This window comes from Providencia sp. JGM181 (assembly GCF_018257375.1).
Taxonomy (GTDB): domain Bacteria; phylum Pseudomonadota; class Gammaproteobacteria; order Enterobacterales; family Enterobacteriaceae; genus Providencia; species Providencia lanzhouensis.
The window spans coordinates 1-2,607 of record NZ_JAERJY010000234.1; the positions used below are offsets into that span (position 1 = coordinate 1).

Annotated in this window: 1 protein-coding gene; it reads left to right on the plus strand. The window is 38.6% G+C overall.

Translation table 11 applies throughout. The features are described from left to right. The first annotated feature begins 99 nt into the window (after positions 1-99). Positions 100-2,388 (plus strand): FdhF/YdeP family oxidoreductase, encoded by a 2,289-nt coding sequence (locus JK188_RS17045; protein ID WP_211887806.1) that lies wholly within the window; start codon positions 100-102, stop codon positions 2,386-2,388. The last annotated feature ends 219 nt before the right edge of the window (positions 2,389-2,607 follow it).

Consider the following 2,607-nt stretch of genomic DNA (forward strand, 5'->3'; position numbering starts at 1 on the left):
AAGATAAGTCGGTATTCGTCACTCCACATTAATCATAATTACACTGTAATAAAATAACGTTTATTTCTTGTTACATTTAAATTTAAAAGAGTAATGAAAATGAAAGAAAAAATCGAAAATTACACTGGACCTGCGGCAGGCTGGGGAGCAGTTAAAGCTGTCGCTGAAGCTATACGCGAGCAGATGGATATTGTACCCGATATTATTACTATGTTTGAAATGAATAAGCCTCAAGGTTTTGACTGCCCCGGTTGTGCATGGCCTGACCCTAAACATAGTGCATCGTTTGATGTCTGTGAAAATGGTGCAAAAGCGATGGCATGGGAAGCCACTGCAAAGAGAGCAACACTTGAGTTCTTTGCGAAACATACCGTTAGTGAATTGTTAACGTGGGATGACTATGACTTGGAAAATGAAGGTCGTCTAACTCACCCAATGAAATATAATGAGCAAACAGATCGCTATGAAAAAATTGAATGGAACGATGCTTTTGCTCAAATAGGTCAGCGGTTATCAAATTACTCAGATCCTAATTCGGTTGAATTTTATACTTCAGGTCGAACTTCAAATGAAGCTGCGTTTTTATATCAGCTTTTTGCCAGAGAGTATGGAACTAACAATTTTCCGGATTGTTCAAATATGTGCCATGAGCCGACAAGTGTCGGTCTTGCAGCCTCAATAGGTGTGGGTAAAGGTACGGTATTACTTGATGATTTTGACAAGGCTGATTTAGTAATTTGTATTGGACATAATCCAGGAACTAATCATCCTCGAATGCTCAGCTCACTTCGTGAAGTATCAAAACGAGGTGCCAAAATTATCGCAATTAACCCTTTAAAAGAAAGAGGATTAGAACGATTTGCTTATCCGCAAGATCCAATTGAAATGTTGACGCTAGAGTCCACGCCTCTCGCAGGATATTACTATAAAGTTAGAATCGGTGGAGATACTGCATTAATTAAAGGTGTCATTCGCATTATTATTGAGTACCACGATGCGGCTATAGCAAGAGGTCAAGCGCCTATATTAGATAGTGAATTTATAAGCACTCATACCGTTGGTTTTGATAACCTTAAGCAAGATGTGCTCACTACTTCTTGGGATGATATTTTATCGGTGAGTGGCATGACTCGTGATGAAATAGAACAAATTGCTCAACTTTATATCGAGGCAAAAAATACCATTATCTGTTATGGCATGGGAATTACGCAGCACCAGCATGGTACTCAAAATATTCAGCAACTAATCAATCTTTTATTATTGAAAGGTAATATTGGTCGAGATGGTGCGGGAATTTGCCCATTGAGAGGGCATTCTAATGTGCAAGGCGATCGTACTGTTGGAATAACCGAAAAACCAAGCCAATCTTTTATCGACAAAATTGAGCAACGCTTTGGTTTTAAGCCTCCTATCGCTTTTGGTCATGCAGCCGTGGCTAGCATGCAAGCAATCTCTGAAGGCAAAGTAAACGCATTGATTTGTATGGGGGGAAACCTTGCAGTTGCTATGCCAGATAAGGATGCATGCTACAGCGGAATGAAAAAACTTGATATGGCTGTTCATATTGGGACCAAACTTAATCGATCACATTTGTTGACGGCAAAGAATACATTTTTATTTCCTGTATTAGGTCGTACAGAAGTAGATATTCAAAAATCAGGTCCGCAAAGCATTACTGTTGAGGATTCTATGTCAATGGTACATGCTTCACATGGCAAGCTAAAACCTGCTAGCCCATATTTAAAATCGGAATGTGCAATTGTTGCTGGTCTTGCCAAAGCGACGATTCCTAACTCAAAAGTTGAATGGGATGATTTCATTGATGATTACGATAAAATTCGTGATGCAATGGAAGCTGTATTACCAGGTTTTGAAGATTACAATAAAAGAATCCGAATTCCTGGAGGTTTTCATTTAACAAATGCAGCGGCTCAGCGTAAGTGGTTAACTCAATCAGGTAAAGCAAACTTTATAACAACTGAAGGTGTCATTGAAGATCCAGAGTCTGCGACACATAGCGAATTAGTTTTGGCAACTATACGTAGTCATGACCAGTACAATACAACTATTTATGGAATGAATGACCGCTATCGTGGTGTTTTTGGACAGAGAGACGTCATTTTTATCAGTGAAGCTCAGGCAAAAAAACAAAAATTATCTGCTGGTGATAGAGTCAATGTTATTGCCTTAGATAATCGGCAAAATAGGACTAAACGTCGTTTAGATAACCTAAAAGTGGTTATCTATGATATGGCTGATCGCTGTGTTGCCACTTATTTTCCTGAAGCAAATAATTTGATAGCACTTGATAACTTTGACCCTCAATGTGGTATTCCTGCGTATAAAAATATTCCAGTAATTTTAGAGAAGGTAAGTGCAGTATTCTAATTGTTTTAAATTCTAACCACCCCTATGTGGGGGGTTTATTTGATCCTCTAAAGGCATATCAACGACATTTCTAAATAACACCGATTTCCCTTCTGTTATTCCGAGTATCTTTACTGCTTTTCTTATCCAATCATTTTCTAATCCTATCGGCTCAACTCACACAACATTGGCGAGCCAGCGTTCCTAGGAGCTCTATAAATAATTCATTCAATATTACCT

Bases quoted from the DNA above. Each gene is read 5' to 3' on its own strand.
- JK188_RS17045 (WP_211887806.1), top strand. From the start codon at position 100: ATGAAAGAAAAAATCGAAAATTACACTGGACCTGCGGCAGGCTGGGGA.